This is a genomic window from Pseudarthrobacter chlorophenolicus (genome assembly GCF_000962805.1).
In the GTDB taxonomy this organism is placed as follows: Bacteria; Actinomycetota; Actinomycetes; order Actinomycetales; family Micrococcaceae; genus Arthrobacter; species Arthrobacter chlorophenolicus_A.
Genome location: NZ_JZTW01000001.1, coordinates 275,710 through 297,398 on the forward strand (window position 1 = coordinate 275,710; position 21,689 = coordinate 297,398).

Consider the following 21,689-nt stretch of genomic DNA (forward strand, 5'->3'; position numbering starts at 1 on the left):
AAAAGCGTCCCACCAAGGGTAGGAAGGCCCTACCGTCCGGTCAGGGCCGGGATATTTTGGGAGCGAAGGTCCGTGGTTTCACCGCGATCACGGAGGGGAGGGGTGTTGGTGGAACTTTTCAGTGACAAGCCCGCCCTTGCCGCTGCCGCCCTGACCCGGTTGGCGGCCGCGGACCTCGAAAGCGGCGGGAAGCCTCCCGGGCGGATGCAGGTGTTCCTGGGCGATCTGGTGATGAGGAACGGCCCGGACATCCTTGAACGGGTGGCCATTGAGCTTGCCCGGCAGCACCTGGCGTCCCTCGAGGAACTGGCAGTGGCCACCGGGCGGCCGGCGGCCCGGTACCTGGACGGGATTGAGCTCGCGGCGGCCATGGATGAGGAGCCCGACGGCGGACAGTCCGGTCTGGGCATCCCGCCGCACCTTGACGAGGGGTAGGGGAGCTGCGGCCGGGCCTGGCGTCAGCGGCACCGCGCCGCGAAGGCGAACAGTGACGTGGTGGCCACCGTGGCCAGGTAGCCGGCAATCACGATCAGCGAGATCCCGGCCCAGAAGTAGTTGGTGGTGCTGGTTTCCTGCCATGGGCTCGGCGCAATCCGGACCAGCGAATAGGCTGCCACGGCCGCGGAGGCCAGCCCAATTAGCACGGGAAGGACCAGCCAGATCCTGGCGGAACCGATGTGCCGGTTGAAACCCTCCCAGGCGATCCAGGTTCCGCGCCGCAGGATCAGCCAGCCGGCCGGAATCATGAATGCCCCCACCAGCAGGAACGCGGCCACAACATCTGCCGGGCGGTGCCACTGGTTGATCAGGGTGGACACTCCGGAGGCGATGGCAAATGTGCCGCCCACAAACCCGGCCATGGGCCGCCAGCGGGGTGAGGCCATGAGGAACACGGCCGCCGCAGCGGATGCCGCCAGGGTGGTGTGCCCGGATGGCAGCGAGTTCAGTTCCAGGGTCACCACCCCCTTGTCCGGCCGGGCGGGGAGCAGGTCCTTGAGGACCTGCGTGGCCACGTTCGCGCCGATGCAGGCCGCCACGGCGATCCCGGCCTCGGTCCAGTGCTTCCGGATCACGGTGACGAACAGGATCACGACGGCGGCCATCACCAGGGAGATGGTGGGCAGCAGGTCCAGGAACCGGGTGGTTGCCTTGCCGGCGGGGCCGTGGACGTCCACCGCTTCCACCAGGGCGGACTCATCGATGAACTGGCCGGTGGTGGTCTGCACGAAGTAGTAGTAGGTGGCCACGAGCCCGGCAATACAGGCCAGGGTGGCCAGCACGAACAGGGCACCCGATCCCGGTGCGGGCCGGGCAGGCGTCCTGGGGTGCATTTGCCGTGAGGAAGTCATCGCCGTTAAGCGTGTCACAAAAAGCTGGGAGGCCTCTCCGCATCTGCTGGGCGCGCCGTCGGTGTTTGCTACCTGGACGGGCTGGCTGGGGGCAGCCGGGGGATGCTGGCCGCGGCCACCACGAGCGCTAGGGCGCCCAGCCCGAACGGGAGGGCGGTCAGCGTGGCCACGCCGCCCACCAGGAGCGGGCCGCCGGCGTCGCCGAGTTCCCTGCCGAGCTCGGCCGATCCCATGGTGCGGCCCATCCGTTCCGGTGGTGTGCTGTCCGCCAGGTGCGCGAAGCCCAAGGGAGTGGCGGCGCCGATGCCCACGCCTATCGCCGCAGCCGCAACGAAGATGGTGACAGCGGCGGGGGCGGCCGCCAGCAGTGCGACGCCGGCGGCAATCAGGAGGAGACCCGCCGTCGTACCCCTACTATCCGTGACCCGGCCCTGGTCCCGCAGCCTGCCCACCCACGGCTGGGTCAGCACCGAGCCGAGCGCCAGTACGCTGACGGCGGCCGTGCCCGCGAAGGCGTCCAGGCCGTGGCGGGTGGCGAGCGCGGGAAGAAAACCGATGGCCGCCCCGAGCGCACCGGTGGAGGCGGCGAGGACCAGCGTGGGAACCCAGAACCTGCGCTCACCCACCTGCCGGGCGAGGTCCATGACCGTGTAGCGCTGGCGGGGGAGCGGCTCGAGATGCGGTACCGCCGCCAGCACCCATCCGGCCGTGGCTGCTGCCAGCACGGCCAGGGCGCCGAACAGCAGGGCGAAACCGCCGGCCAGGATCAGCCCGGCCCCCAGGATCGGGCCGATGATGTAGCCAAGGCTCTTCCAGGAGCCGTAGCGGCCAAAGTAGGCGCCCGCCTTTCCTCCGCGGGCGAGCCTCGCCACCATGGCGGACGACGCCGGCGAGAAGGCTGAGGCGGCGGCTCCCTGTCCCAGCCGGGCCAGGGCGAGCATGAGCGGGTCCGCGGCCCACAGCCCGATGAGCGACAGGGCAGCGAAGGCCAGGAGCCCGCCCACGATGACCGGTTTGGGCCCCACCCGGTCGCTCAGGGCGCCGAAGACGGGTTTGAGGAAGACTTCGGCGACGTCGTACAGGGCCAGCAGGATGCCGAGGTTCAGCAGCGTCAGGCCGATGTTCCCGCTCTGCGCTCCCAGGCCTGCCGCGATGCTGTGGGCACCGAAGGCCGTCACAAACCCGGCGGCATACAGCGGTGCCGTGGCTGTGCGGGTGGCCGGTGCGGTCTGGGTCATGGACCTAATGTATTGGTTCCCTCAGGTAAGTGACGCTGCGATTTCCCCGATGATCTCGAACTGTTCGCGGACACCGCCGTCCATGCCGGACTGCGCAATCATGTCCCGGACTTCCTTGCTGCCCGCCCGGGTGCGGATGCTGACGGTGGTGGCGGCGCCGCCGTCGGCCGATTCAAAGGTGACCGTGTTGACCACCGCGCCTTCTTCGCTGTCCTGTGCCGCCCCCGGGAACTCCATCACCTCCGTGTGCACAATCCGCGCATCCGGCACGATCTCGCGGTAGGTGCCGTGGAAGGCCACCTCCGCATCGCCGTGCGCCAGCATGGCGTACCGCCACTTCCCGCCCACCCGGAAGTCCATCTCCACCACCGCCATTTCGCCGCGCCGTCCCGGCCACCAGCGCCGGACGAGCTCCGGCGTGGTCCAGGCCTTGAAGACGAGGTGCGGCGGGGCGTCCACCGTCCGGGTGATGAGGATTTCCTCGTCGCTGGGGAAGGTCACGTCCATGGTCCTGCCGCCTGCCTGTGCCATCGGTCCTGCTCCTTAGTGTCCGTCGTCCTGATTCCGGAGGTCATCCAGCACGCCCTCGAGGAGGTCGAAGCGCTCCGCCCAAAGGTCCGCGTAGCCGGACACCCAGTCGTGGATGGGCTTCAGCGCCCGCGGCTGGAGCCGGTAGACCCGTTGCCGCCCGGCGTCGCGGACTTCCACGGCGCCAACTTCCCGCAACACCCGCAGGTGCCGTGACACGTGCGGCTGCGCCAGCTCCAGCAGCTGGACCAATTCGTTGACGGTGCGTTCGCCGCCGGCCAGGACGTCCAGGATTTCCCGACGGCGGGGCTCGGCCACGGCGTTGAACGCATCTGCGGTTGTCGCTGCCCGTGCCATGGCCCCAATCGTATACCCATATTGATATGTAAAGAAGGGGCTGTTGGCGTGCCGGTCCCGAAGGTCTACCCTTCGTGCAAGGGGTCCGGCGCGGGCCCTGCGGTGGCTCCTTAAGGAGGCGAAGCCGTGACGATCGTCGACAATGCGGTTTACGTGAACGGGCTGCGGACAGCGGACCCGGAAAACCTGGACGAAACCTACTTCGTGTTGCGCCAGCGCGAAGGAATGGCCTGGATCGGCCTGTACCGCCCGGACGCCGAGGAGTTGCAGTCGGTGGGCGAGGAATTCGACCTGAACCCGCTCGCCGTGGAGGACGCCCTCGCCGGCCACCAGCGGGCCAAGCTGGAACACTACGGCGAATGCCTGTTCCTGGTGCTGCGGCCGGCCAGGTACCGGGATGACGTGGAGAAAGTGGACTTCGGCGAGATCCACGTCTTTGCCGGTGACGAGTACGTGGTGACCGTCCGGCACGCAGAATCGCCGGACCTGGCCAAGGTCCGGCGGCGCATGGAATCGATGCCGGAGTTCCTGGCCCTCGGTCCCGAGGCTGTGCTGTACGGGATCCTCGATCAGGTGGTGGACGAGTACGAGCCAGTGGCTGCCGGCCTGGAGAACGACATCGACGAAATCGAGGACGACCTCTTCGGCGCCGACCCCGAAGTCTCCCGGCGCATCTACGAACTCTCCCGCCAGGTCATCACGTTCCAGCGCGCCACCAGCCCGCTGGCCGGGATCCTGCAGGCCCTGATGGCCGGAACCCCGGAACGCCCGGCTGATGCCGACCTCCAGGACCACCTCCGCGATGTGCTGGACCACGTCCTGCGGCTCAATGAACGCGTGGCGTCCTTCCGGGCGCTGCTCCAGAACGCGCTGGCGGTCAACGCGGCCCTGGTGGCGCAGCGCCAGAATGAGGAGATGCAGCGGATGACCGAATCCAGCTTCGAGCAGAACGAACAGGTCAAGCGCATCTCCTCCTGGGCCGCCATCCTGTTCGCCCCCACCCTTGTGGCGTCCATCTACGGCATGAACTTCACCGCGATGCCCGAGCTGACCTGGACCTACGGCTACCCCTACGCCATCGGCCTGATGCTGGCCATGGGTTTGGGGCTGTACGTCACCTTCAAGCACAACAAGTGGATCTAGGTTTTTCCACGTAGGCATTCTGCGGATGCAAGGGTCCCGCGGGCCGCCGGTACAGTGAACCCATGCCTGCCCGCGACGCACAGATTCACCCCTTGGACGATCTGCTGGCAGGGACACACGTTGTCAGCCTGCCCATGCGGGTGAAGTTCCGCGGGATCATGGAACGGGAATCGCTGCTGATCCATGGCCCCGCCGGGTGGGGCGAGTTCTGCCCGTTCCCGGAGTATGGCGATGCCGAGGCTTCGCGGTGGCTGGCCGCCGCCATTGAGGCAGCCTGGCAGGGATTTCCGAAGCCCCTGCGCACGGCGATACCCGTCAACGCCACCGTGCCTGCCGTGGAAGCTGCCAGGGTGCCGGAGGTCCTGGCGCGTTTCGGCAGGGTGGATGCCGTCAAGGTCAAGGTGGCAGAGCGCGGCCAAACCCTGGATGACGACTCCGCCCGGGTGGAAGCCGTCCGCGCGGAGCTCCCCGGCGCCGCAATCCGGGTGGACGCCAACGGCGGGTGGGACGTGCCCGCCGCGGTCAGGGCACTGACCCGGCTGTCCGCCGTCGGCCTCGAATACGCTGAGCAGCCCGTCCCGGACATCGCTGGCCTGGCCGAGGTACGTTCGCGCCTGCGGGCTGCGGGAACGCCGGTGCTGGTGGCCGCGGACGAGAGCGTGCGCAAGGAGGACGATCCTCTCAAGGTGGCGCGGGCCGGGGCGGCTGACCTGATCGTGGTCAAGGTAGCGCCGCTCGGGGGAGTGCGGCGCGCACTGGACATCGTGGCGCAGGCCGGGCTGCCCGCCGTCGTCAGCTCCGCGCTGGACACCTCCGTGGGGATCCGCGCCGGGCTGGCACTGGCAGCGGCCCTTCCCGACTTGCCGCACGCCTGCGGGCTGGGCACGGTGTCCCTCTTCGAATCCGACATCACCAGGGATCCGCTGACAGCCGACGACGGCGCCATCACCCTCCGCGATGCCGTCGCCGATCCCGGGCTGCTGGAGCAGTACGCGGCCCCGCGCGAACGCCGTGACTGGTGGCTGGCCCGGCTCCGCCGCGTCCACGCTCTCCTGGCCGGATAGACGCGCGCTCATTTGTGGCGGCTCTGTCGCCAAGCCGTGTGCAATCTCCTGAAGTTTCTGCAGGTCACGGGCGGTTAACCTGCGCTTCACCTCTTCGATGCCGCCGCGTAGGACATGGCTGACAGTGTGTCACCGACCCCAGAGGAACATTTGGAAGGCACCCTCATGTCTGAAACGCCCACCCGCAAGTTCAACCTCCTGCCGATGCTCGGCCATACCAAGGGCAAGCGCAGCGCAGTTACTTGCGCCCTCAAGTGCGACAACGCCTGCGCCGGTGACGTCTGCAATACCAGCTCCAACAGCTACTTCCGCGACATCGCCTCGGCCACCATGTCCCGCCGCGCCGCCCTGGGCCTTGGCGCTGCCGGTGCCCTCGCCGTCGCACTGGGAAGCGCCGTTAGCTCGCCTGAAACCGCCAACGCTGCCGGACTGTCCAAAGCCGCGAAGGAGGGCTTCGGCAAGTCGAAGCTCAAGTTCACCGCCATCCCGTCGGTGGACGCCGCCGTGGACGCCGTCACCGTTCCGGACGGATTCACCTGGCAGCCGGTCATCCGCTGGGGTGACCCCATCTTCAAGGACGCCCCTGCGTTCGACCTGAACAACCAAACCGCTGCCGCCCAGGAAAAGCAGTTCGGTTACAACAACGACTACACCGACATCATCGAGGTCCCGGGCAGCAAGGGAAACCGTGCCGTCCTGTTCTCCAACCACGAGTACACCAACGAGAACATCATGTTCCCGGCCACGATGCCGGCGGCGCAGGTGCGCGCTGTGGGTGCAGCTGCGCATGGTCTCTCCGTGGTGGAACTTGAGCGCAAGAACAAGAACAAGCCGTGGTCCTACGTCAAGGGCGCAGACCTGAACCGGCGGTTCCTGAACAGCACCGTTTACGAACTCACCGGCCCCGTGGCTGGCTCCGCCCTGGTCAAGACCGTGGCGGATCCCAGCGGCCGCGCCATCAAGGGAACCCTGGGCAACTGCGCCGGCGGCACCACTCCGTGGGGAACCATCCTCTCCGGTGAGGAGAACTTCAACGGCTACTTCGCGGCCCCGGGCACCTCCGCCGCGGACAAGCGCTATGGCCTGACATCCAAGGCCACGGCCCGCCAGTGGGAACTCGACGATCCCCGCTTTGACACCCGCAACGCCGGCTATGCCAACGAGTCCAACCGCTTCGGCTGGATCGTGGAAGTGGATCCCTTCGACCCCACGTCCACGCCCAGGAAGCACTCTTCACTGGGCCGCTTCAAGCACGAGGGCGCCAACGTGATTGTCGCCAAATCCGGCCACGTGGTTGCCTACTCGGGCGATGACGAGCGCTTCGACTACCTCTACAAGTTCGTCTCCAAGGACAAGTACCGCGAAGGGGACCGCAAGCACAACATGACGTTGCTGTCCGCCGGCAACCTCTACGTGGCCAAGTTCACCGGCAACTCGCCCGCCGCCGAGATCACCGGTACCGGCGCTGTTCCCTCGGACGGCTCGTTCGATGGCATCGGCGAATGGCTGCCCCTGGTGGTGGACGGCAAGTCCGCCGTTGCCGGGATGTCCGTGGAGGAAGTCCTGGTCTACACCCGCCTGGCCGCGGACAAGGTGGGCCCCACCAAGATGGACCGCTGCGAGGACGTGGAGCCCAGCCTGCACACCGGCAAGGTCTACGTTGCCTGCACCAACAACTCCAACCGCGGCACCGGCACCAACGAGGCCGCCACCGAGGTCAACCCGCGCAACCAGAACCGCGACGGGCACATCGTGGAAATCACCGAAAACGGGGACCAGACCTCCACCACCTTCACCTGGAACCTGCTGATGGTCTGCGGCGACCCGGCGCAGGGCGACGTCACCTACTTCTCAGGCTTCCCCGCGGACAAGGTCTCGCCCATCTCCTGCCCGGACAACCTCGCCTTCGACTCCGTGGGCAACCTCTGGATCTCCACCGACGGCGCCCCCTCCGGCATCGGCCGGGCCGACGGCCTGTTCAAGGTCACCCTGGACGGTGCCGAGCGCGGCAAGGTTGAGCAGTTCCTCGCCGTACCCCAGGACGCCGAAACCTGCGGCCCCATCGTCCACGACGAGGAGCGCACCGTGTTCGTCTCGGTCCAGCACCCGGGAGAAGACGGCACATTCGAGGCACCCCGGTCCTACTTCCCGGACTACGTCGCAGCAGACTCGACGCCGGCGGCCGGCCAGGTCCGCGCGCCGCGCCCGGCAGTCATCCAGGTGTTCCGCGGCTAATTCCAGTTGCCCTATCACTTTGAGTCCCTAAAACCGGGCTTTAGGGACTCAAAGTGATGGCGCATCGTGGGAGGGCGGGGGCGTTGGAGGGTGGCAGACTGGGTTGGTGACTTCGCTGAACGACCCCGCCCACGACGCCGCCACTTCTGACGGGCACGACGCCGCCACATTCGATGCGCCAGCCGAAGCCGGGGACGCGCCCGCGCTGAGTGCCATTGCCTCGGCGCGCATCGCCGTCGGGGTCCTGCTCGACGGCGGTGTGCAGCACGTGGTGGTATGCCCGGGATCGCGGTCGGCACCGATGGCCTACGCACTGGCCGAGGCATCGGCAGCGGGCCGGGTGGAGCTGCTGGTCCGGATCGATGAGCGGGCCGCGGGCTTCACGGCCCTTGGACTCGCCCTCGCAACCGGCTCGCCCGCCGCCGTGCTGACGACGTCCGGGACCGCCGTCGGAAACCTGATGCCGGCGGTGATGGAGGCCAACCACGCCGCTGTCCCGCTGGTTGTCCTCTCCGCGGACCGGCCGGATGAGCTTCGCGGCACCGGGGCGAACCAGACCACCATCCAGCCGGACCTGTTTGGCGACCACGTCCGGTTCGCCGTCGACGTTCCCGCCGGCGTCAGCCCCGAACGGGCCGTCAGCACCGCGCTGTCCGCCGCGACCGGTGCGTTCGATGACATTCCGCCGGGCCCTGTCCAGCTCAACCTCGCCTTCCGGGACCCGCTGGTGCCGGCTGAGGGGGAGGGGCTTCCCGCGGACGCGGCACGCCGGCGCTTCCGGATCGGTGCCGAGCCGCTGGTCATGGATCTGCCCCCGGCCTCCGAAGACCTGCCGGAGCGCCGCACCGTAGTGCTGGCAGGGCACGACGCCGGCCCGGTGGCCGAAGCGTTTGCCAGGGCACACAACCTGCCGCTGCTCGCCGAACCGTCCTCCAATGCCCGGTTCGGCCCCAACGCCGTGGGCCCGTACCGGTTGCTGCTGGAGCACTTCGGCCCGGCGGCGGACCAGCCGGTGGAGCGGGTTGTGCTGTTCGGCCGGCCCACGCTGTCCCGGCCGGTGGCCGCGCTGCTGGCGCGCCCCGACGTCCAGTCCGCGCTGTACCAGCCGGTGCCCGTGGCCTGGTACGAGCCCGGCCGCCGCACTGAACTGCCGCTGGCGGACCTGGCCGATCTCGCGGACTTCGCAGGGCGGGGATCAGCGGCGTGGCTGGACACCTGGCTTTTGGCGGGCTCGGCAGCCCAGCACGCTGTGGACCAAGTGCTGGCTGCGGAGGCAATGGCAACAGGCCCTTCCGTGGCGTCCTTGGTGTGGAAGCACGCCCGCGGCCAGCTGCTCCTGGGCTCCTCCAACGGCATCCGCGACGCTGACCTGGCGGCCCTGCCTGCCCCGGACCCCGCCGCAAACGTGTACGCAAACCGGGGCCTGGCGGGCATTGACGGCACCATTTCCACGGCCACCGGACTGGCCATTGGCGGCCGCCAGGAAACCACCGTCCTGCTGGGCGACGTCACGTTCCTGCACGACGCCGGCGGCCTGCTCCTCGGCACCGGCGAGGAGGTGCCCGACCTTCGGATCGTGGTCCTCAACGATTCCGGCGGAGCGATCTTCGACCTGCTGGAGCACGGCGCGGTGCGCGACGGCGGCCGCTACGGAGACGCCGTCGAACGCCTGTTCGCCACCCCGCACTCAGCCGACATTGCGTCTCTCGCAGCGGGCTACGGCGTCGGCCATTCTCTGGTGACCACGACGGCGGGAGTCGCCGAAGCGCTCGGCAGGCCGGTCAAGGGACGCAGCATTGTGGAGGTCCGTACCGACCGCAGCGCCCTGCGGCAGCTCCACGGACGGATTAAGGATGCAGTGTCCGCAGCCGTGACAGGCGTGCTCGCTGGGCAGTAGGCGGTAAACCCCGGGGCGGTCAGCCGCCCGGGGGAGTGAACTGGCTGGCGGAGAAGATGGCTCCCTGCGGGTCCCGGATGAGCGCCTCGCGTGTCCAGTCGGACTCGTCCCGGCGCAGAACCTCGGCACCCAGCCGCTCGGCGTCGGCGGCGGTTTGGTCCCGGTCAGCCACGGTGAAGGTGACGTGCCAGTGCGGCGGCCTGTCCGGACCTGTGGTGACGATCCAGGCAATCGCGTCCTCAAAACCGGGCGGAGCAGCGATGTCCGACTGCCGCGCCCTGATGTCCGGGTCAACCGTCGCTTCCAGATGGTCTCCGTAGCCGGGCCGCCGGACCAGCATTCCGAAGCCGAGGTCGTCCACCTCCCACCCGAAGGCCTCCTGGTAGAAGCTGATGGCCGGGCCCGGGTCCGGTGTATGCAGGTCGCTGAAATTCCAGGATCCCGGCACGTTCGCCACCTGCACACCTGGCCTCCGTCTTGCCTGCCAAACGTGGAACCCGGCCCCCTGCGGATCTGCCAACGCCGCGTCCCGTCCGCCCTCGCCCGCGTCCTCTGGCTGGGAAAGCAAGGTGGCACCTCCGGCAACAAGCCGCTGGACGGCGGCATCGGCGTCGTCAACGGCAATGTACGTGCTCCAGGCGGCTTCCGCGCCGCTGCCGTTTCCCAGGCCTGCGACGTCCCGGCCGTCGAGCTTGGCGATCAGGTACCGGCCGGGGGCGCCGGGCGGCAGGACGTCCTCGAATGTCCAGCCGAACAGCCCCGAGTAGAAGGCCGCGGCGGCGTCAACATCGGGCTGCGTGGTATCGATCCAGCACGGGACGCCCGCCGGATAGGTCCTGGGATTCATGCTTCACTCCTGTTCCTGGATGGCCACATTGTCCCATGACGCACGAAATCCCCGGCGCTGCGGCGATACCGCAGCGCCGGGGATTCCTGGCGTTTTATAGCCCGAAGGACCTGGCCTAGTCCTCGATGTTGATGTGCGTGGGGTCGAGCACGCGGCGGAGGAACTCCTTGGTGCGCGGCTGGGCGGGGGAGCCGATGACCTGCTCGGCCACGCCTTCCTCCACCACAACACCGCCGTCCATGAAGACCACGCGGTCAGCCACCTCGCGTGCGAAGGCCATCTCGTGGGTGACCACCAGCATGGTCATGCCTTCCTTGGCCAGGTTCCGCATGACGGAGAGGACATCACCAACGGTCTCCGGGTCCAGCGCCGAGGTGGGCTCGTCAAAGAGCATCAGTTCGGGGTTCATGCTCAGGGCGCGGGCGATGGCCACGCGCTGCTGCTGGCCGCCGGAGAGCTGGTCCGGGAAACGGTCGGCGAGGTGCCCCAGGCCCACGCGTTCCAGGTTGTGCAGCGAGACCTTGTCCGCTTCGGCCTGGGAGCGCTTCAGGACCTTGGTCTGCGCAATGGAACAGTTGCGCAGGGCGTTCAGGTGCGGGAACAGGTTGAACTGCTGGAACACCATGCCCACCTTGCGGCGCATCTTGTCGATGTCCACATCGGGATCAGTGGCTTCGAAACCGCCCACGTGGATGCTGCCCTGGTTGGGCTGTTCCAGCAGGTTGACGCAGCGCAGCAGGGTGGACTTGCCGGAGCCGGAGGGGCCGATCAGGCACACCACTTCACCGGGCTTCACGTTCAGGCTGATGCCCTTGAGGACCTCGTTGGAACCGTAGGACTTGCGGAGGTCTGAGATGTCCACCCCGGCTGCGTGCACGGTGGTGGTGGGTACGACGTCGTTCATGGCTTCCCTGCCTATCGCTTGGTCCGCGCGGAGCGGCTTTCGAACTTCCGGGCCAGGAGGCTCAGGGGGATGGTGACCACCAGGTAGAAGGCACCGGCCACCAGGAGCGGCGTGAGGCCGGCGCCCAGGCTGGAGATGCCGTCGCGGCCGAACTTGGTGAGCTCGTACTGCGAAGCTGTCAGGCCCAGGACGTAGATCAGCGATGAGTCCTTGGTGAGGAGGATGACCTCGTTGGTCAGCGGCGGAAGAACGATCTTGAAGGCCTGCGGAATGACAATGGTGACCATGGCCCGCCACTGCGGCATGCCCAGGGAACGGGCTGCCTCCAGCTGTCCCTTGGGCACTGCCTGCAGGCCGGCGCGGAGGGTTTCGGCGATGTAGGCCGAGGCGACGATGCCCAGCGAGATCATCACGATGATGGTCACGTTCCACTGGACGCCGAAGGCCAGCGGGACCCCGTAGCCGAAGGCGATGAAGACCAGCAGTGCCGGGATGCCGCGGAAGAACTCGATGTAGCCGGTGGCAATCCAGCGGTAAAGCGGGAAACTGGACAGTTTCATCAGGGCCAGCAGCAGGCCGCCGCTGAGGCCCACCACGAAGCCGAGGAACGTGTAGATCAGTGTGTTCTTCAGGCCCACCAGGAAGATGTCCGGGAACATCGGCCCGATCTTGCCGAAGTTGAAGACGTTGGTGGCCATGGTCTTCCAGTCCGTGGCCAGGATCAGTGCGGCGATGGCCACCACAAAGATTCCGGCCTGGACATACAGGCTTACTCTGGCTCGCTGGCGTGCGGTCATTGCCATTGGGGTGCTCACATTCGTTGTGCGTGGCTAAGGCCCCGGGCGGCTGCCGTGCGTGCCGACCGGGGCCTCATTGCCTGAAACTCTGTTCACCGGGGCCCGGGGTGGCCCCAAGCGGTGGCTACTTGGCGGTTTCGCCGAACCAGGTGGTCTTGAACTTCGCCAGGCTGCCGTCATCGGTCAGGCGCTTGAGCGTGCCGTTGACCTGGTCAAGCATTGCGGTGTTGCCCTTCTTGATGGCAATGCCGAGCTTCTCGCCGGTGGCGTAGTCCTCAACGCGGGTGAACTGGGTGTTGTCCTTGATGGCGTAGCCGAGCACGGACTGGTTGCCCAGGGCGGCGTCGATGGTGCCGGCTTCGAGGGCCTGGACCAGGAGGCCGGAGTCCTCGAACTGCTGTGCCTCAATGCCCTTTTCCTGGGCGTACTTGGCGCCGGTGGTGGCCTGCTGCACGCCCACCTTCTTGCCCTTGGCGGAGTCGATGTTCTCCACGCCGGAGCCTTCCTTCGCCACAAGGGTCAGGTCGTCATCCATGTAGGGGTCGGAGAAGTCCATGACCTGCTTGCGGGTGTCCGTGATGGACACGGAGGAGATGGAGACATCGCAGCCGGTCAGCGCGGTACCGGTCTCGATGGCCTCGAAGGAGCTGTCCACGATGTTGAGCTCGGCCTTGAGGTCCTTGGCCACCTCATTGGCGATGTCGATGTCGAAGCCCACCGTCTTGCCGTCCTTCTGGAACTCGAAGGGCTCGTAGGGGACATCGGAGCAGACCGTGAGCTTGCCTGCGTTGATGAGCTGGATGCCGCCTTCGGAAGCTGCGGGGGTGGAGCTGCCGCCGCACGCCGTGAGGGTGAGGGCTCCGACGGCGAAGAGTGCTGCTGCCTTGGCGGTCAATTTGGCCGTGGCCAGGGACTTGAGCTGCATGTTTCTTACCTTTTGTTGCAGGGGTATGCGGTACTAAATCGGTTGATAGTGTATCGCCGATTGTGAGATGTGCATCACAGGAAACTTAGTTTCACTATTGGATAACTAAATTACCCGCAGTTTCAAGCCTAGGCGAAGCAATGCTGTCTCGGATACCGGACGTTTGGGCTAACTGCGGATGCCGAGGGATTCAAGCATCGGCCTGAACTTGGCCCAGGTCTCGGCCAGCTCTGCCTCCGGCTGGGAGCCGTCCACGATGCCGCAGCCGGCATACAGGCGAACCGTGTCCGGGGCTTCGATCACTGCGCCGCGCAGCGCGATGCCCCACTCCCCGTTGCCTGCGGCGTCCAGCCAGCCCACTGGGCCGGCGTAGGGTCCGCGGTCCAGGTGCTCCAGTTTGCGGATCAGGGCACCGGCCACCTGGGTGGGTGTTCCGCAGACAGCAGCCGTGGGATGCAGGGCGTTGATGAGGGCCAGGCAGGTGGGAACGTGGCCTTCCACCTCGGCGAGTTCGGCCTTGACATCCGAGGCCAGGTGCCAGACGTTGGGCAGTTCCAGGATGAAGGGTTCGTCGTGGGCGTTCATGGCCTCGGAGAATGGGGCCAGCTGGGAGGTCAGCGACTGGATGGCAATCTCGTGCTCATGCCGCTGCTTCTCCGAACCAGCCAGTACCCGGGTGGCGTAATCCATGGGCAGGCCGTCCTCGCCGTGTGCGTCCCGGCGGTCCAGGGTGCCGGCCAGCACGCGCGCCTGGGCGGTCCGGCCTTCCACCTGGATGAGCATCTCCGGAGTGGCGCCCACCAGTCCGTCCACACCGTAGGTCCAGCATTCGCGGTAGCGGGCGGCCAGTTCGCGCAGCACCCGGGAGGCGTTCACGCCGCCGGGAATCGTGGCCACCACGTCGCGCGCCAGCACGAGTTTCTCCAGGGCACCTGTCCGGATTTCCTCCACGCCCGCAGCCACGGCGTCCATCCACGCTTCTTCGCTGAGCGAGCCGGTGTGCAGTGTTGCGCCCGCGGCCAGGGGGAGGGGGCGTACGACGGCGCCGCCCTCCTTCGCGGGGACCGCACCCTGGCGGGCGTCGCCGGCTGCTTCCGCTGCCGCCGTCGTAATTCCTGAAGCTTTGGCTCCCGCCGACGCACCGGAGCTGACGGGCCCTCCGCCGAGCCAGCGCTCCAAGGCGGCGAGGGCGCCGGCTTCGGTGAGCGGACCGTCGTCGAACGTCAACTGGGTGAGCCACGCCGTGTTGTCCCGCACTCCCACGACGATTTCCGGGACGATGAGCCGGGACTCGTGGGCGGAGGTTTTGGAGAAGGCGAAGGACCCGAAAGCCACGGGCCCGGTGCCGGGAAGCTCTACGGAATCGGTGACGCGGGCTTCGAGGACCAGATGGCGCCACCAGATATCGGCCTCGAGGAAGCGCTCGGGGCCGGTTGCGGTGAACCGGGCGATCTCGCCGAAACCTGCAAGGCCGGCTTCCCGCCGGGTCCAGCAAAGGACGTCGTCCCGCACCAGAAACGCAGGAAGCCCCCCGGGGAAATCTTTTCCATCCAGGGGGACTGTCAGGCTTTTCAGGAGTCCGGTGCCGAGCGTGCTTGTCATGATGGATCAACAGTACCCCCGACAGTAATTCGCAGTACTTCGCAGTAACTATCCGCCCCTCGCCGCGGCGAACCCGCACTGGTCCGGACCCGCCGGAACATTTGAGACAATGTCATGGTGAACCGAGCATCCTTGGATAAGCGTCCGGACGAAGTAGCCACGATGTTTGACGACGTCGCACCGAAATACGACGTCGTCAACGATGTCCTGTCCATGGGGCAGACCCGCCGCTGGCGGAAAATCGTGGTTGATGCGATGGAAGTCTCCAAGGGCCAGCGGGTCCTGGACCTTGCCGCCGGAACCGGAACGTCCAGCGAGCCATATGCCGATGCAGGCATAGACGTAGTGGCATGTGATTTCTCGCTCGGGATGCTCAAGGTGGGAAAGCGCCGCCGCCCGGACATCGACTTCATTGCCGGTGACGCCACCAACCTGCCCTTCGCGGACAACACCTTCGACGCCACCACCATTTCCTTTGGCCTGCGCAACGTCAACGAGCCCAAGAAGGCCCTCGCGGAGATGCTCCGGGTCACCAAGCCCGGCGGTCGGCTGGTCATTGCCGAGTTCTCGCAGCCCGTTGTCCCGCTCTGGCGCACCATGTACACCGAATACCTGATGCGTGCCCTGCCCGCCATCGCCGTCAAGGTTGCCTCCAACCCGGACGCGTACGTCTACCTCGCCGAGTCCATCCGGGCCTGGCCGGACCAGGACCACCTGGCTGCGTGGCTGCAGGACGAGGGCTGGGAGAACGTCAACTACCGCAACCTCACCGGCGGCATCGTGGCGGTCCACCGCGCGTTCAAGCCGGCTGGCGCCCCGGATAGCGCAGCCGCCGCGATCGCCGCGCACAAGGGCCCGGTGGCCAAGCTGCGCCGCAACATCGCCCGCTGACCTGTGAAGGTACTGATTGTCGGCGCGGGTCCGGCCGGATCCACCGCCGCGTATTACCTGGCCAAAGCCGGTCTCTCTGTCACGGTGCTGGAGAAGACCAGCTTTCCGCGCGAGAAGGTCTGTGGAGACGGGCTGACGCCCCGGGCGGTCCGCGAGATCCAGAAGCTCGGCCTCCCGCATCCTGAGGGCGAGGGCTGGCGCCGGAACAAGGGACTGCGGCTGATTGCCGGCGGCCGGACCATCGAACTGCCCTGGCCCGAGGTGTCCGACTTTCCGCAATACGGTCTGATCCGCACGCGCTTGGGCTTCGATGAGGAACTGGCACGGCATGCCGAGTCCGCCGGCGCCACCATCCTGGAACGGCACAGCGTCACCGAGGCACTTAGGGACGACGCCGGCCGCGTGACCGGTGTCCGCGCAGCCATCCTGGACGAGTCTGGACGCAAGACGGGGGAGACGCGCGAGTTCAGTGCCGACGTCGTCCTTGCTGCAGACGGCAACTCAACCCGCACCGCCGTGTCCCTCGGCATCCAAAAGCGCGACGACCGTCCCCTGGGCGTGGCCGTCAGGACTTACTTCACCTCGCCCCGCACGGACGACGACTGGATGGAAGGCTGGCTGGAGCTCCCCGGCCGCGACGGCAAGCTGCTCCCCGGCTACGGCTGGGTGTTCGGCGTCGGCGACGGCACCTCCAACGTGGGCCTGGGCATCCTGAACTCCTCCAGGGACTTCGGCAAGCTCGACTACAAGCAGGTCCTGCGCGAATGGACCGCAGGCATGCCCTCCGAGTGGGGCTTCACCCCGGCGAACCAGGTGGGCGAAATCCGCGGCGCGGCCCTCCCTATGGGTTTCAACCGCACCCCGCACTACTCACCCGGTCTGCTGCTGCTGGGTGACGCCGGCGGCATGGTCTCGCCCTTCAACGGCGAGGGCATCTCCTACGCTATGGAGTCCGCGCGCTTCGCCGCCGAGTTCATCATCGACGCCTCCTCGCGCACGGCTTCCTCGGGCGGATCGTACGACGCCGATGCCCACCTTTCCCGGTACGCGGAGTACGTGCGGGACCAGTGGGGTTCGCACTTCACCCTTGGCCGGGCGTTTGCCACGCTGATCGGAAAGCCCGCCATCATGAAGCTCGCGCTGCGGACCGGCATGCCTATTCCGGTGCTGATGCGGTTCGTGGTCCGGCTCCTGGCCAACCTGACCGACCCGTCCGCGAAGGGTTTCGAGGACCGGGTGATCCGGGTCCTGGAATCACTGGTGCCGGCCACATCCAATGCCCCCGCGGCGACGAACCAGCGGTATCCGCAACAAAAAGTTAGGGTTAACCCGTGACCAACTCCGCAGACCACAGCTGGACGCATGCCGGGCACGGCCTGCCGGACTCCGAACCCAGTCTCAACACCACCGCCATTGCCACCGGCCTCCAGCTGCCGGCGGGCTTCGCCGCCATCGCCGGGGACCCCGAGCTGGGCCCGGCCATCACCAACAACCTGGCGCGCGTCGAAAAGAAACTGCGTGAGGCCATCGCCAACTCGGATCCGCTGGCTGACGCGACGTCGCGGCACCTGGTGGAAGCCGGAGGCAAGCGCATCCGGCCGCTGCTGACCCTGCTCTGCGCCCACCTCGGGGACGCATCGCTGCCCGCCGTGGTGCAGGCCGCCGTCGTGGTTGAACTGACGCACCTTGCCACGCTGTACCACGACGACGTCATGGACTCCGCGCCGTTCCGCCGTGGGGCTCCCACGGCCCACGAGGTGTGGGGCAACTCGGTGGCCGTCCTTACCGGCGACCTGATCTTTGCGCGCGCCTCCATCCTGGTGTCCGAACTGGGCGGCCGCGCGCTGGGCATCCAGGCGCGGACGTTCGAACGGCTGTGCCTGGGCCAGCTCCACGAGACCGTGGGGCCGCGGCCGGATGAGGACCCCATTGAGCATTACCTGTCCGTCATCGCGGACAAGACCGGCTCCCTGGTGGCCGCCTCCGGCCAGTTCGGTGCCATCTTCTCCGGCGCCGATGAAGCGTTTGAGGACGTGCTGGTGGAATACGGCGAGAAGGTAGGTGTTGCCTTCCAGCTCGCCGACGACGTCATCGATGTCACTGGTGTGAAGGTGAAGTCCGGCAAGTCCCCGGGAACCGACCTGCGCGAAGGCGTCCCCACGCTGCCGGTCCTGTTTCTCCGGCGCGATGCCGCGGCCGGCGACCAGTCCGCCGTCGAACTTCTGAAGCTCATTGACGGGGACCTCTCCTCCGATGAGGCTCTGGCCGCCGCTGTGGCTGGACTGCGGGAGCACCCTGTGACCGCCGAATCCTGGGTTGTTGCCCGCCGGTGGGCCGATGAAGCCATCGCTGCGCTGGCGCCCCTGCCCGAGGGAGTCGTCAAGGACTCGCTGTCCAACTTCGCCGTTGCCGTGGTGGACCGCGCCAGCTGAGTACTTTATGCGTCGAAGCCCGGTGCCTTTCAATGGTGCCGGGCTTCTGCGTGTAGTGGGGTTCTGCGTCGGTGGTCCTTGGTGGTCCGGCTGCAGGTTGCTGTTAACGGGATAGCCCCGGTGCCCAGCAACCGAAGCTGCTGTGAACCGGGGCTATCTCTCCGTTCGCATCAGATCCGCCGGAGGCGTTTAGCGGATCCGTGAATAGCTTATGACACATCTGTCACAGATTGCAACTCCTAATTTACTGAGAGTGTCACAAGCTTTTCGTGCTGAGATTCCCCGCCGTCGTGGGGCACTTTGAGCATCTATGAGGACGCCACGACGCCTATTTGCAGTGTGTCCGCGTCAATGTGACCCGGGGCCGTTGTCCACATGGCGCCAAATGCCCTTCCAGCAAACTGCGGCTTCGGGCGACCGTTGGAAACATGAACATCGAAGAGTTTCTCCAGCACAGGGGAGGCATGGCGAGAACAGTCACCCTTCGCGCAGCGGGGCACACCCGGACTGACGTGGATAAGGTGCTGGCGGCAGGTACGGTTGTCCGGATCCGCAGGGGCGTTTACGGCCTTCCGAACCAGGCGGGTGCACTGAGCTTTGCCCTCGAACACAACGCGCTCCTGACCTGCCTTTCCGCCGCCCCGGCCTATCATCTGTGGACGGTTCGGGAGCCGGTGGCCCTGCACGTGAGCCCGGGGCACAAAAGGACAGTGCCTGGAACTGTGGCCCATGGAAGGCCCCGCCACCCTGCCCACCCATGGCTGCCAATTGCCGGACTGGCGGACGCTTTGATTCATGGCCTGCATTGCTTGCCGGAGATCGAGTCGCTGGCTATGGTCCAGTGTGCCGCGCAACGGGGTGACGTAACGGTGGAATTCCTGCGCCGCAAGCTGACCGGGAACCGGAATGCCCGGGCGAGGTCGGTCCTGGACCACGTCGTTCCGCGGGCTGACTCCATCCTGGAAGTCCTGGCCAACTACCATTTCCGGCGGGCCGGACTGCACGTGCGAAGGCACGTGGAACTTCCCGGTGTGGGGGAAGTGGACTTCCTCATCGAGGAATGCCTGGTAGTGGAGACGGACGGCGCCACCCACCTGGAGCCCAAGCAGGTCAAGAAAGACCGGTCGCGGAACAACGCGACGGTTGTTGGAGGACGTTTGGGCCTCCGGTTCGGTTACGACGACGTGGTCCACCACCCGGAGCGGATGGTGGCACAGGTTCTGGCTGTACTTGAGCAGAGCCGCCGAGGATCCTACCGCGCAAGGTAAGTCCCGCCGTCGTGGGGCACTTTGAACGTCTAAGAGGGCGCCAGGGAGCTTTCCGCCGGCGTGTCCGTGGCAATGTGCCCCGTGACGGATGCCCAGGTTGCTCGGACTCCGAGTCAGGCGCCAGGTAACCCGGCAGTCGGCAACCCGGGGGAGGTCCCTAGTCTTCCTCGTCCCCGAAGGCCCACTCGAACATGTCGAAGACGAACTCGGAGAAGGTTCCTTCTTCGGACTTCCACTGGCCGCGGGCGTTGTTGCGGCGGTAGACGATGGGGTCAGGGACGCTGAGGTCGCCGGCGCGGAAACCCCAGGTGTATTCCTCTTCCTCGTCCTCAAGGAACATCAGGAAGCCTTCGTCATCGACTTCGAGCTCGTCAGGGTCCCAGAAGTAGTGGTAGGCCTCCATCAGGTCCTCGCAGCCACCCACGGCGAGGTAGAACTCGCGGAGGACCAGCGGGATCTGGAACTGGTGGTCGGCCAGGGCCTTGTCCAGCTCCTCGGCGGACAGGCCATCCTCTTCCTGCCATTCGTCCTCGAGATACTTTGGAACAAGCGCGCGGAACTTCTCGAGGAACATGTCAGTCATGCTCATATCCTAGCCAATTGCAGGCCGTCCCAAATGCCACCGGGGGCGCCCTCGACGGCGTCAGAGGCTGCTGTCTTTGCCCCGCCGGTTCAGCCCGTGGACGGCCAGGGGAGCCTGCCAGGACCGGCGCCAAGCCAGCACGCGGAAGGTGAAGACGACGGCGGCCACAACCGCGGCGGTGAGGACATTGAAGACCCCCGCCATCCACAGCACCGTGGTCATCACGGCCCCTACGAAGGCAGGCACCGCGTAAATCGATTTCGCGTTAAACAGCTCGGGTACCTCGTTGGCCGTCACGTCTCGGAGCAGGCCGCCTCCCACTGCTGTTGTGACCCCCAGGAGGACTGATGCCACGGGGTTCATGCCCGCGGCCAACGCCTTCACGGTTCCGGTCATGCAGAACAGGGCCAGCCCGCCGGCGTCGAACAGCGTGAGCATGGAGGTGTAGCGCTGGACGTAGGGAAAGAGGAAGTACACCAGCGCCGTGGCCAGGACCGGGGGCACGAGGTACGCGGGCGTGGTGAACGCCGCCGGCGGGCCGCTGTTGAGGATGATGTCCCGGATCACGCCGCCGCCAAGCCCCACCAGCGAGGCCAAGAGCAGGGAACCCACAATGTCAATATGCTTCCGCGCGGCGAGCAGTGAGCCCGACACGGCAAAGAAGAAGACACCGAGCAGATCCAGCCATACCGGGGCGTTGTCAAAGGCGAAGGTCATCAAAGGTCCAGGTAATTCAAGTAGGGCGGACGGGGCGGCTCCAACGTTACGCTAGCCCCTATGAACAGCCCCATCATGATCGCCTGTGCCCACGGGACGTCCAGCAGCCAGGGAGCGGCCGAGGTCAACGCCCTGCGCTCCGCCATCGCCGAGCTCCGGCCGGGACTTGATGTCCGCGAAGCCTACGTCGATGTGCAGCAGCCGGACCTGGTGGACGTGGTGGCAGGCCTGCCTGAGGGGGAACCTGCAGTGGTGGTGCCCCTGCTGCTCAGCGTGGGCTACCACGTGAAGGTGGACATCGCGAGGGCAGTGAAGAGCCGCCCGGGAAGTGCGGCCGCCGCACCCCTGGGTCCGGACCCGCGGCTGGCCCAGCTGCTGGACCAAAGGCTGCGCGAGGCAGGCACCACGGATAACGACGTCATTGTCCTGGCGGCCGCCGGTTCTTCCAACCCCAATGCCGCCGTCAGCGTCGAGGAACTCCTCGGACAGCTGCGGGAGCTGCGGTCCAACCGGATGGTGGCCGCCTATGGTGCCTCCGCCCAGCCGTCCGTGCCCGACGCCGTCGCGATGCTTCGCGAGGAACTGGCCGGAGGTGCCGGGGCGGGGGAGTCCGCGGGAGCGGTCGACGTCGGCGGGCGGGTAGTGATCGCTTCCTACCTTTTGGCGCCGGGCTTCTTCCACGACCAGCTGGGCAAGGCGGGAGCGGATGTAGTCACCGAGCCACTTCTTCCGTCGCGGGTGCTCGCCGAGATTGCCCTGGACAGGTACGACGCCGCCGTCGTCCAGCAGCACGAAACCGCTAGTTAGCGCGGCGGCGGGAGAACCCTCAACAGGGTGTTCCAGCGGGCCCCGCCCATGCACAGCCGGGGTGACCGTTCAAGGGCATGCGGCGTTTCGTGACGAAATGTTTCC

At 67.0% G+C, this 21,689-nt stretch carries 21 protein-coding genes; 10 read left to right on the forward strand and 11 right to left on the reverse strand.

The genetic code is table 11. From position 1 onward, the window contains the following. Nucleotides 1-108 precede the first annotated feature (108 nt). Nucleotides 109-435 carry a hypothetical protein gene (locus UC32_RS01225; RefSeq protein ID WP_045729840.1) on the forward strand — a complete coding sequence of 109 codons (327 nt, stop codon included), beginning with the start codon at nucleotides 109-111 and terminating at the stop codon, nucleotides 433-435. A gap of 23 nt (nucleotides 436-458) precedes the next feature. On the opposite strand, the gene UC32_RS01230 is transcribed toward UC32_RS01225, so the two are convergent. The 4 genes from UC32_RS01230 to UC32_RS01245 all read right to left on the reverse strand — a co-directional run bounded on the left by UC32_RS01230 (nucleotide 459) and on the right by UC32_RS01245 (nucleotide 3,472). Then, complete coding sequence (locus UC32_RS01230) at nucleotides 459-1,349, reverse strand: phosphatase PAP2 family protein (protein ID WP_045729466.1); 891 nt, start codon at nucleotides 1,347-1,349, stop codon at nucleotides 459-461. A 68-nt stretch (nucleotides 1,350-1,417) separates the two neighbouring features. Continuing rightward, complete coding sequence (locus UC32_RS01235) at nucleotides 1,418-2,587, reverse strand: MFS transporter (protein WP_045729467.1); 1,170 nt, start codon at nucleotides 2,585-2,587, stop codon at nucleotides 1,418-1,420. A 21-nt stretch (nucleotides 2,588-2,608) separates the two neighbouring features. Beyond that, the gene (locus tag UC32_RS01240; protein WP_045729468.1) at nucleotides 2,609-3,118 is read right to left on the reverse strand and encodes an SRPBCC family protein; all 510 of its coding nucleotides are present in this window, start codon (nucleotides 3,116-3,118) and stop codon (nucleotides 2,609-2,611) included. Nucleotides 3,119-3,130: 12 nt separating this feature from the next. Beyond that, nucleotides 3,131-3,472 (reverse strand): ArsR/SmtB family transcription factor, encoded by a 342-nt coding sequence (locus UC32_RS01245; RefSeq protein WP_045729469.1) that lies wholly within the window; start codon nucleotides 3,470-3,472, stop codon nucleotides 3,131-3,133. Between the two features lie 126 nt (nucleotides 3,473-3,598). Here UC32_RS01245 and UC32_RS01250 point away from each other — a divergent pair, with 126 nt between their 5' ends. The 4 genes from UC32_RS01250 to menD all read left to right on the forward strand — a co-directional run bounded on the left by UC32_RS01250 (nucleotide 3,599) and on the right by menD (nucleotide 9,811). After that, entirely contained in the window at nucleotides 3,599-4,615 is a 1,017-nt protein-coding gene (locus UC32_RS01250) for a magnesium and cobalt transport protein CorA (protein WP_045729470.1), read from the forward strand. Between the two features lie 62 nt (nucleotides 4,616-4,677). Further along, nucleotides 4,678-5,679 (forward strand): o-succinylbenzoate synthase, encoded by a 1,002-nt coding sequence (locus UC32_RS01255; RefSeq protein WP_045729471.1) that lies wholly within the window; start codon nucleotides 4,678-4,680, stop codon nucleotides 5,677-5,679. A 165-nt stretch (nucleotides 5,680-5,844) separates the two neighbouring features. After that, a complete protein-coding gene (locus UC32_RS01260) occupies nucleotides 5,845-7,914 on the forward strand; it encodes a PhoX family protein (protein WP_045729472.1) in 2,070 nt (689 codons plus the stop codon). A gap of 106 nt (nucleotides 7,915-8,020) precedes the next feature. Then, nucleotides 8,021-9,811 (forward strand): 2-succinyl-5-enolpyruvyl-6-hydroxy-3-cyclohexene-1-carboxylic-acid synthase, encoded by a 1,791-nt coding sequence (gene menD / locus UC32_RS01265; protein ID WP_200896290.1) that lies wholly within the window; start codon nucleotides 8,021-8,023, stop codon nucleotides 9,809-9,811. Between the two features lie 19 nt (nucleotides 9,812-9,830). Here menD and UC32_RS01270 read toward each other — a convergent pair whose 3' ends face one another. The 5 genes from UC32_RS01270 to UC32_RS01290 form a co-directional block, all read right to left on the reverse strand. After that, nucleotides 9,831-10,658, reverse strand: coding sequence for a VOC family protein (locus UC32_RS01270; RefSeq protein ID WP_045729473.1), 828 nt, complete (start codon nucleotides 10,656-10,658; stop codon nucleotides 9,831-9,833). Between the two features lie 115 nt (nucleotides 10,659-10,773). Then, nucleotides 10,774-11,562: an amino acid ABC transporter ATP-binding protein gene (locus tag UC32_RS01275; protein WP_045729474.1), complete on the reverse strand. Its 789-nt coding sequence runs from the start codon at nucleotides 11,560-11,562 to the stop codon at nucleotides 10,774-10,776. An 11-nt stretch (nucleotides 11,563-11,573) separates the two neighbouring features. Further along, complete coding sequence (locus tag UC32_RS01280; RefSeq protein WP_015937991.1) at nucleotides 11,574-12,365, reverse strand: amino acid ABC transporter permease; 792 nt, start codon at nucleotides 12,363-12,365, stop codon at nucleotides 11,574-11,576. 118 nt (nucleotides 12,366-12,483) lie between these two features. Continuing rightward, on the reverse strand, nucleotides 12,484-13,284 hold the full coding sequence (locus UC32_RS01285; RefSeq protein ID WP_045729475.1) for an ABC transporter substrate-binding protein: 801 nt from the start codon (nucleotides 13,282-13,284) through the stop codon (nucleotides 12,484-12,486). Nucleotides 13,285-13,452: 168 nt separating this feature from the next. Then, nucleotides 13,453-14,886 carry an isochorismate synthase gene (locus UC32_RS01290; protein ID WP_045729476.1) on the reverse strand — a complete coding sequence of 478 codons (1,434 nt, stop codon included), beginning with the start codon at nucleotides 14,884-14,886 and terminating at the stop codon, nucleotides 13,453-13,455. Between the two features lie 117 nt (nucleotides 14,887-15,003). Between UC32_RS01290 and UC32_RS01295 the strand changes: the two genes are divergently transcribed. From UC32_RS01295 to UC32_RS01310, 4 genes are all read left to right on the forward strand, one after another. Next, nucleotides 15,004-15,777, forward strand: a complete 774-nt coding sequence (locus UC32_RS01295) for a demethylmenaquinone methyltransferase (RefSeq protein WP_231994318.1) — start codon at nucleotides 15,004-15,006, stop codon at nucleotides 15,775-15,777. Nucleotides 15,778-15,780: 3 nt separating this feature from the next. Further along, nucleotides 15,781-17,112, forward strand: coding sequence for a geranylgeranyl reductase family protein (locus tag UC32_RS01300; RefSeq protein WP_045729478.1), 1,332 nt, complete (start codon nucleotides 15,781-15,783; stop codon nucleotides 17,110-17,112). Further along, nucleotides 17,109-18,209, forward strand: a complete 1,101-nt coding sequence (locus UC32_RS01305; RefSeq protein WP_045729479.1) for a polyprenyl synthetase family protein — start codon at nucleotides 17,109-17,111, stop codon at nucleotides 18,207-18,209. Before UC32_RS01300 ends, UC32_RS01305 begins: the two co-directional genes overlap by 4 nt. A gap of 428 nt (nucleotides 18,210-18,637) precedes the next feature. After that, complete coding sequence (locus UC32_RS01310) at nucleotides 18,638-19,477, forward strand: DUF559 domain-containing protein (RefSeq protein WP_045729480.1); 840 nt, start codon at nucleotides 18,638-18,640, stop codon at nucleotides 19,475-19,477. 157 nt (nucleotides 19,478-19,634) lie between these two features. Here UC32_RS01310 and UC32_RS01315 read toward each other — a convergent pair whose 3' ends face one another. Continuing rightward, the gene (locus UC32_RS01315) at nucleotides 19,635-20,060 is read right to left on the reverse strand and encodes a hypothetical protein (protein WP_045729481.1); all 426 of its coding nucleotides are present in this window, start codon (nucleotides 20,058-20,060) and stop codon (nucleotides 19,635-19,637) included. 60 nt (nucleotides 20,061-20,120) lie between these two features. Continuing rightward, nucleotides 20,121-20,777, reverse strand: coding sequence for a trimeric intracellular cation channel family protein (locus UC32_RS01320; protein WP_045729482.1), 657 nt, complete (start codon nucleotides 20,775-20,777; stop codon nucleotides 20,121-20,123). A 60-nt stretch (nucleotides 20,778-20,837) separates the two neighbouring features. On the opposite strand from UC32_RS01320, the gene UC32_RS01325 reads away from it, so the two are divergent. Beyond that, a complete protein-coding gene (locus UC32_RS01325) occupies nucleotides 20,838-21,584 on the forward strand; it encodes a sirohydrochlorin chelatase (protein ID WP_045729483.1) in 747 nt (248 codons plus the stop codon). Nucleotides 21,585-21,689 lie beyond the last annotated feature (105 nt).

Excerpts from the sequence above, each read along its gene's own strand:
- UC32_RS01230 (WP_045729466.1), bottom strand. The coding sequence starts at position 1,349 with ATGACTTCCTCACGGCAAATGCACCCCAGGACGCCTGCCCGGCCCGCA.
- UC32_RS01315 (WP_045729481.1), bottom strand. The coding sequence starts at position 20,060 with ATGACTGACATGTTCCTCGAGAAGTTCCGCGCGCTTGTTCCAAAGTAT.
- UC32_RS01280 (WP_015937991.1), bottom strand. The coding sequence starts at position 12,365 with ATGGCAATGACCGCACGCCAGCGAGCCAGAGTAAGCCTGTATGTCCAG.
- UC32_RS01290 (WP_045729476.1), bottom strand. The coding sequence starts at position 14,886 with ATGACAAGCACGCTCGGCACCGGACTCCTGAAAAGCCTGACAGTCCCC.
- UC32_RS01240 (WP_045729468.1), bottom strand. The coding sequence starts at position 3,118 with ATGGCACAGGCAGGCGGCAGGACCATGGACGTGACCTTCCCCAGCGAC.
- UC32_RS01285 (WP_045729475.1), bottom strand. The coding sequence starts at position 13,284 with ATGCAGCTCAAGTCCCTGGCCACGGCCAAATTGACCGCCAAGGCAGCA.
- UC32_RS01320 (WP_045729482.1), bottom strand. The coding sequence starts at position 20,777 with ATGACCTTCGCCTTTGACAACGCCCCGGTATGGCTGGATCTGCTCGGT.
- UC32_RS01325 (WP_045729483.1), top strand. The coding sequence starts at position 20,838 with ATGAACAGCCCCATCATGATCGCCTGTGCCCACGGGACGTCCAGCAGC.
- UC32_RS01245 (WP_045729469.1), bottom strand. The coding sequence starts at position 3,472 with ATGGCACGGGCAGCGACAACCGCAGATGCGTTCAACGCCGTGGCCGAG.
- UC32_RS01255 (WP_045729471.1), top strand. The coding sequence starts at position 4,678 with ATGCCTGCCCGCGACGCACAGATTCACCCCTTGGACGATCTGCTGGCA.
- UC32_RS01235 (WP_045729467.1), bottom strand. The coding sequence starts at position 2,587 with ATGACCCAGACCGCACCGGCCACCCGCACAGCCACGGCACCGCTGTAT.
- UC32_RS01270 (WP_045729473.1), bottom strand. The coding sequence starts at position 10,658 with ATGAATCCCAGGACCTATCCGGCGGGCGTCCCGTGCTGGATCGATACC.
- UC32_RS01275 (WP_045729474.1), bottom strand. The coding sequence starts at position 11,562 with ATGAACGACGTCGTACCCACCACCACCGTGCACGCAGCCGGGGTGGAC.
- UC32_RS01310 (WP_045729480.1), top strand. The coding sequence starts at position 18,638 with ATGAACATCGAAGAGTTTCTCCAGCACAGGGGAGGCATGGCGAGAACA.
- UC32_RS01260 (WP_045729472.1), top strand. The coding sequence starts at position 5,845 with ATGTCTGAAACGCCCACCCGCAAGTTCAACCTCCTGCCGATGCTCGGC.